We start from the raw sequence: 7,140 nt of genomic DNA on the forward strand, positions 1-7,140 counted from the left end.
AAAACCGTGCGCGAACTTACAGGATCGTTCTCACCCTTGTCAAGCACTTTATGATTCCTCTTCTTCCTCATCCGGCTCGATATAAAAGCCGTCTTCCAACTCCAAAACCAAACCGTCTTCGGCCGGCTGCCCTGGCTCCGGTGTCTCTCGAGAAGCCGCTTTCGGTTCGAGTTCTTTCTCCAAAGCTTCTAGGTCCAAAGCAAGGTCTTCTTCGAAATTCCCTGCAGATTTTTCTTCTTTGGACGTCCCTTCCTCTAGACTGAATTCCTGGACGGCAAGGCCACCGTCGCGCTCTTCCATGAGGATGAACACATCTTCTTCCGTATCATCTTCGGTATCTACTTCCGCCGATTCCACGACGGCCACAAGCTCCTCTTCGGTGGCAGTGCCATCCTCCGCAGGCAGCCTCTGCACCACAGGCTCCGCGGCTTCCAATTGCGAAAAATCAACTTCTAGCACCGCCTCGCCCTCGGACCCCGATTCCACGCCCTGGATCAGTCCGTCGACCGTTTCCAGTTCGCGACGTAACCGTTCCAACGCCTCATCGCTTAGACCCTCCTCATCCAGAGGCTCTACGTACTCGGCTACATCTTCGACATCAGACAAATCGAACATTCCGGGCTCTTGAGCCGGATCATCGAACCCTTCGATTTTGAGGTCCAACCCCTGCGGTTCTTCTTCCAGGCTCAAAGGCTTTTCTTCAAAGGAAATCCCATCTGTCGGCGTCACTTGCATGCTGGAAGCCGGTGCAGGTTTTTCCGAGAGCGGCTCCGGCACAACCAGAGGTTCTTCGCCCTCGTCCAAAAATTCCAAGGTGATTTCCTCGGGTTTTTCGTCCAAATCCACTTTCAGATCGATCTCACCCAAAAGATCCACATTCCCTTCCACTCCCCGGGCTGAAGCCTCCATGGCGGCCGTCGATCTTAACGTCTCTGCCTTTCGGCACATGGAAAGAATGGTTTCCACAAGGAAAGAAGGGATAGCTGGCGCAAAGTCCCATAGATTGAGTTCATGGCGCGCCTCATCCAGATCCTTGCCGCATTTGGCGCAGGTGCTCACATGGTCAAACCCGATATAACCACATTTTGTGCATTTCATGGCGTCTCCATCCTTGCCATACACTGGGTCTGTTCATGAAACGCCTGTTTCCAAAGAACCTCCACGGCGGCAAGCAGAACCGTACAGGCGGTTTCAAAACGTAAGACATTCTTGCCCAGACTTACGGGCACAAAACCATGAGTTTGAAACGCATGACGTTCTTGATCCGTCCAGCCTCCTTCAGGTCCCACCGCCGCCACAATGCGTGAAACCACCGGGTGCTGTTCTCGAAGGGCCCAAAGGGTTTCTCGAGGTTCCGTCTCGCAGGCAAGTAGCCTCAATTCGTTGCTCCCCTCTGATTCCATATCGCTCAGATGAACCAAGACATCCTTTACGGATTCTTCAAAGCGCATGGCGGGTAACCAGGCTCCGCCGCACTGACACAGTGCGTCTCGAGCAATCTTTTGGTACCGCCAAAGCCTTTTTTCCTTTTGATCCCCCTTGACGGTGTACTGGCTGCGCACTGCCTCAAAAAACCACAGTTCGCAGACATCCAGTTCCACGGCTTGGCGCACCACGAGATCCATGCGTTCCGATCGTACCCAGGGGATGAGGAGCACCGTGAAGACCCTACCCATCCTTTCCTGGGCCACATGGAGAATGTCCAGCTCCACTCGGCCTTGTTGGTACCCGAGAATACGTGCTTTTGCCGTTCGTCCTTTTCCGTCACAGAGTTCCACCATGTCCTTCTGCCGATACCGAAGCACCCGCCACAGGTGATGAGACACTTCCGAATCCAGGACGGCTTTTGACCCGCAAGCATTCAAGGATTCGCAAAAGAAACGACGGCGCGTCATGACATCCACACATGCCTTTCAAGGTATCCGAAATCCTTGAGGCTGAAGTCTTCTTGTCGTCCTTCCATTGTTAAAGAGCCAAACTTTCAAAGTACCATCTCGTGAATCGTTCTCCCCAGAACACATAGCTCATGGCACCCAGAGACAGAAAGGGGCCGAAAGGAAGGCGTGTGACCAACCCTTGTCGGGACCGGGCCATAACCGCAAGTCCCACGGCCGCACCGATCACTGACGATACAAACACCGTAAACAACACTCCCTTCCACCCAATAAAGGCTCCGATCATGGCCAGGAGCTTAATATCTCCGCCTCCCAAACCGTCCTGGTTCCGAAGCCGTTGATAACCCCAGGCGACGGCGAAAAAGAAACCACCACCCAGCAGAGCGCCGATCCAGGCATCGACCCAGCTCATGTGCGGAAAAACGGCCGCTGCCGTCAGCCCGAGGGCTAGACCTCCAAGAGACAACATGTCGGGTATGAGGAAGGTATCCAGGTCGATGAAGGCGATGAGCACTAAAAGACTTCCAAAAACGAAAAACACGAAAAACGGTGCACTCCAACCGAACATGCGGAACAGGCCGGCGGCCATGAGACCCGTGAGCAGCTCCACGGCGGGATAACGCCAGGAGATGCTTTTGCGACATTGACGGCATCGGCCTCGAAGCAGGACGAAGCTGACCACAGGAATATTGTCGTACCAGCGGATCAGGGTGCCGCAGGCTGGGCATCGAGACGGCGGGGACACGATGGACTCACCCTTGGGCCAACGGTAGATGATCACATTATAGAAACTTCCCAGGCAGCATCCGATGAAGAACACTGCGACACGGCCGATCCAGGAAACCAAAGGTGCCGAATCCATAAACCGCTTCCTTTCGTCTCCTAGGTTTCCACAGGGGCTTTGTAAGTGCAGCCGGTGCGAGCGCATACCATGGATTTATCACCCTTTTTACTAACCTTTTCCAACAGTGCCGGAGAACCACACTGAGGACAGGTGCCGGCTATGGGACGATAGTGCAGTACCACATGGCATTCCGGATACCGCGTGCATCCGTAGAATTTCCTTCCAGTCTTACTGAAACGTTCCACAATCTGTCCATCACAGTCTTCTCGAGGACATGGGACTCCCAGACTCACCGGTCTTGTAGACTTGCACTGAGGGTAAGCACTGCAGGCAAGAAATTCTCCAAACCGGCCTTTTTTCAACACCATGGGACTACCGCACTTGTCACAGATTTCCCCGGAGCTTTCCTCACGTTCCAGGAGCTGAATCTGACCCTTCTCGTCCCTGCGGTAGTTGGACGTGAATCGGCATTGAGGGTAACGGCTGCAGGAAAGGAAGGGGCCGTTTCGACTGAAGCGAATATGCAAAGGCCCTCCGCACTGCGGACACGTCATTCCCGTGGGAAGACCTGCCACTTTCAGGTTGAGCATGTTTTTCTCAGCTTCGGTGAGTGTGGTGCGAAAACGTTCATAAAACTCTTCCAGGACCTTGAGGTAGGGACATGTGCCCTTTTCCACTTCGTCCAGGCTCTGCTCCATTCTGGCCGTAAATTCCACATCCACGATTTCGGGAAAATGGGCTGTGAGAAGATCGTTGATGAGCAGACCCAGTTCCGTAGGAGCCAGCTGCCTTCGGTTTTCCTGAACGTATTCGCGGTCCACGATGGTGCTGACAATGGTGGCGTACGTGCTGGGGCGACCGATGCCACGCTCTTCCAGTTCCTTGATGAGGCTCGCTTCAGAATAACGAGGAGGCGGCTCGGTGAAGTGCTGCTTAGGCACAAGTTTGTGGAGCTCCAAAGGTTGTCCCTCTACAAGTGCCGGAAGATGTCCTTGACCGGTCCCGTTTTTCTCTTCGGATTCTTCTTCTTCGCTCTCCGTGTAGAGCACCATAAAGCCGGGAAAATCCACGACCGATCCGGAAGCACGGAACAAGTGCACAGGCCCTGTTTTCTTTTCCAGGGCTTCCGAAGCCTCTGAACCTTTCAAGGTCGCATCTTTCGCGACAGCTTCAATGGTCACAGTTGTTTGAGCGATCTGCGCCGGGCTCATTTGACAGGCCACAAAACGCTTCCAGATCAATCCGTACAAAGCCAGTTCATCTCGTGACAGAAACCGTTCCAGGGATTCCGGGGTTCGTGTCACATCCGTGGGACGGATAGCTTCATGCGCATCCTGAGCTCCAGCTTTCGTCTTATAAAGAACAGGCTTGGAAGGCAGGTAAGCGGATCCGAAACGATCGGCGATGTAGTCTCGAGCCGCCTTGACGGCGTCTTCGGAAAGGCGCGTGGAATCCGTGCGCATATAGGTGATGAGTCCCACGGAACCCTCATCTCCGATTTCTACGCCTTCGTACAGTCTTTGAGCCACCCGCATGGTCTTTTTAGCCGGAAAGCGCAACTTTCGCGCCGCATCCTGCTGCAAGGTGCTGGTGATGAATGGAGGGGGGGCGTTTTTTCGGCGTTGTTTCTTTTCAACCTTGAGCACCCGAAAGATCTTTCCTTTCAGGGCCTTAAGCACCGCCTCCGTCTGCTCTTGGTTTTTCAGCTCACATTTTTGGGATCCGATACGCCAAAGCTTGGCTTCAAAAAGATCCGTCTTGTCCGGCACATCTCCTTGTGGCTTTGAAAAGAGCTGGGCCGTTATGCTCCAGTATTCCTTGGGAACAAACTGCTGAATTTCCCGTTCCCGTTCGCAGATCAGCCTCAGAGCCACCGACTGGACCCTTCCCGCACTGAGACCTCGTTTTACTTTTTCCCACAGGAGGGGGGAGATGAGATAGCCCACAAGGCGATCCAGGATACGGCGTGCTTGCTGGGCATCGTAGAGGTTTTGGTTGAGGTGTCCCGGATTCTGCAAAGCTTCCCGAATGGCCTTTGGGGTCAATTCGTAGAAGAGCACTCGATAGAGAGGTTTCCCGTTGAGCTTGAGTTCTTCGGCAATGTGCCAGGCGATGGCTTCCCCTTCCCGGTCCGGGTCCGGTCCCAGGTAAACGGCTTGAGCCTTGGCGGCCGCTTCGCTCAGTTCCTTGAGTACCTTTTTCTTGGTGCGCAGAACTTGGTACTCGGGTTTGAAGTGATTTTCCACGTCAATGCCCAGTTTGGTCTTGGGCAAATCCTTAACGTGGCCCACCGAGGCTTTCACGATGAAATCCCTTCCCAGGTACCGGTTGAGTGTTTTAGCTTTCGTGGGACTTTCTACAATCAGCAGCGATTGAGCCATGCTTCCCTCGTTGATTCTCGATCATTTCTTCATTCGGCATTTTCGATGAAGTTCTGAAGTAAATTCATCCATTGAGCTGCCTTTTTCAAGAAAGCCGCATAAAATACTTGCCCGGCATCTGGCGCACAAGCCCTTTGATTTCTAAGGCAAGAAGGGTCGCCGTGACGATGGAGGCATTCAGGCCGCTTTCACGGCAGATCTGGTCCACATGCTTGGGTTCAGCCCCCAAGCGTTTCAAAAGAGACGCTTCGGCATCGGACAATTCTGTAGAACTCGAGCTCAAGGGTGCCTCCTCGGTCAGGACCTCAGATGTGCTGGGTCGAATCATGGGTTGGATTTGTTCCAATATATCGTCAGCGCTTTCCACGAGGATCGCTCCTTGGCGCAGCAAAAGATGAGGCCCCAGGCTTCGAAGGTTTCGTGCTATCCCGGGAACAGCAAACACTTCTCGACCTTGCTCCAAGGCAAACCGTGCCGTAATGAGCGACCCACTTTTTGCCGTCGCCTCCACAACCACGACCCCGAGAGCCAACCCACTAATGATTCGGTTCCTTTGGGGAAAATGGCCTGCCAAGGGCGGTGTGCCAAGAGGAAACTCCGTCAAGAAAGCCCCATGAGTCATGACCTGATCTCGAAGGTCTGCATTGGGTCTCGGATAAATCACATCCAATCCACAACCCAAGACGGCCAACGTACGCCCTCCTCCCTTGATGGCCCCTCGATGTGCCGCACTGTCAATTCCTAAAGCAAAACCGCTGACCACCGTTACACCCCGCCTTGCCAAATCCGCACATAACCTTTCTGTGAAGACGAGTCCCATGGGTGACGCGGATCGGGATCCGACAACGGCGATGGCCACCAGGTCCCGAGGTTCCGGAGATCTTGTGGCGTAAAGGATGGCTGGGGGATCGGGAATGTTCTTGAGGTTTTCGGGATAATCCGGGTCGCCCAGGCAGATGAGGCCCCAGCCACGGGCTCTCAGAGCTTGCCATTCCTCTTCTACGGCACGGATGGTGCGTCCGGAAAGAAGGGATGCTTTAGCCTCCTCCCGCAGCCCAATCAGGGAACGCAGATCTTCCCATCCCGCCGCACAGGCCGCCTCGGGAGATCCAAAGCGCTCCAGAAGCTTTAAGACGGAAATATTTCCCAATGCCGGGGTCAGTTTAAGCGAGAGCCACGCTCGTGTATTACTGTCCAGCTCGGTTCGCACGGCAGAGGTACCTCAGTCCTTTTCGTGAGGATTGCTCCATAGTGCACCCCAGCTCTTTTGTCAAACCCCCCATTCTTGTTGATGAACCCTGTAGTCTCGCCCTGAATCGGTCGCCTAAGAAGTTGTAGAGGAATTCTGAGTGCGATTTTTTTTGCAGCGAGGAACTTTGAAACATGCGCATTAAATGTTTTAGGCTACCTTGCGTTTGAGAAGCTCCACGTCTCGTTCCACAACAACGAGACGCTCTTCCAAAAGTCGGTACTCGTCACGACCTACAGCGGAGGTGGACAATCGGTCGATACGGTTGATAACGGTGTTGAGATTTTGGGCCAATCCAAGCATCCATTCTTCAAAGCGTCGGGAAAGCTCTTCACGAACCTTATCGATTCGGTCGTTCATAGCATCCAAGCGCATGCTCATATGATCCATACGAACACTGAGATCATGGCGAACTGTATCAATGTGCCGGTTTGTCTCGTCCAGTCGTTGGCCGGTATCATCGATACGCTTGTTGGTTTCATCCAGGCGAACACTCAATTGATCCAGCCGCACCGTGACCTCTTCACGAACCTTGTCAACCCGGTTATTGGTCTCATCAATCCGCCGATTTGTCTCATCCAATCGTAAGGTCAGATCTTCACGAACCTTATCAACCCGGTTGTTACTCTCATCAATCCGTCGATTCGTTTCGTCCAATCGAAAGGTCAACTCTTCACGAACCTTGTCAACCCGGTTGTTGGTCTCATCAATCCGCCGATTCGTCTCATCCAATCGTAAGGTCAACTCTTCACGAACCTTGTCAACCCGGTT

At 53.6% G+C, this 7,140-nt stretch carries 6 protein-coding genes; all 6 read right to left on the reverse strand.

Translation table 11 applies throughout. From position 1 onward, the window contains the following. Positions 1-48 precede the first annotated feature (48 nt). The gene (locus WHS46_05230; protein ID MEJ5348070.1) at positions 49-1,098 is read right to left on the reverse strand and encodes a hypothetical protein; all 1,050 of its coding nucleotides are present in this window, start codon (positions 1,096-1,098) and stop codon (positions 49-51) included. Then, positions 1,095-1,895 (reverse strand): RsmE family RNA methyltransferase, encoded by an 801-nt coding sequence (locus WHS46_05235; GenBank protein MEJ5348071.1) that lies wholly within the window; start codon positions 1,893-1,895, stop codon positions 1,095-1,097. Before WHS46_05235 ends, WHS46_05230 begins: the two co-directional genes overlap by 4 nt. Before the next feature lie 70 nt (positions 1,896-1,965). Then, on the reverse strand, positions 1,966-2,757 hold the full coding sequence (locus tag WHS46_05240) for a prepilin peptidase (protein ID MEJ5348072.1): 792 nt from the start codon (positions 2,755-2,757) through the stop codon (positions 1,966-1,968). A gap of 20 nt (positions 2,758-2,777) precedes the next feature. Continuing rightward, on the reverse strand, positions 2,778-5,120 hold the full coding sequence (gene topA, locus WHS46_05245; protein MEJ5348073.1) for a type I DNA topoisomerase: 2,343 nt from the start codon (positions 5,118-5,120) through the stop codon (positions 2,778-2,780). An 85-nt stretch (positions 5,121-5,205) separates the two neighbouring features. Next, positions 5,206-6,330, reverse strand: a complete 1,125-nt coding sequence (dprA, locus tag WHS46_05250; protein MEJ5348074.1) for a DNA-processing protein DprA — start codon at positions 6,328-6,330, stop codon at positions 5,206-5,208. Positions 6,331-6,519: 189 nt separating this feature from the next. Beyond that, positions 6,520-7,140, reverse strand: a 621-nt coding sequence (locus tag WHS46_05255; GenBank protein MEJ5348075.1) for a hypothetical protein, incomplete at its 5' end; no start/stop codon positions are given.

Origin of the sequence: Desulfosoma sp. (assembly GCA_037481875.1) — a bacterium.
Lineage (GTDB): Bacteria > Desulfobacterota > Syntrophobacteria > Syntrophobacterales > DSM-9756 > Desulfosoma.

Excerpts from the sequence above, each read along its gene's own strand:
- WHS46_05230 (MEJ5348070.1), bottom strand. The coding sequence starts at position 1,098 with ATGAAATGCACAAAATGTGGTTATATCGGGTTTGACCATGTGAGCACC.
- WHS46_05235 (MEJ5348071.1), bottom strand. The coding sequence starts at position 1,895 with ATGACGCGCCGTCGTTTCTTTTGCGAATCCTTGAATGCTTGCGGGTCA.
- WHS46_05240 (MEJ5348072.1), bottom strand. The coding sequence starts at position 2,757 with ATGGATTCGGCACCTTTGGTTTCCTGGATCGGCCGTGTCGCAGTGTTC.
- topA (MEJ5348073.1), bottom strand. The coding sequence starts at position 5,120 with ATGGCTCAATCGCTGCTGATTGTAGAAAGTCCCACGAAAGCTAAAACA.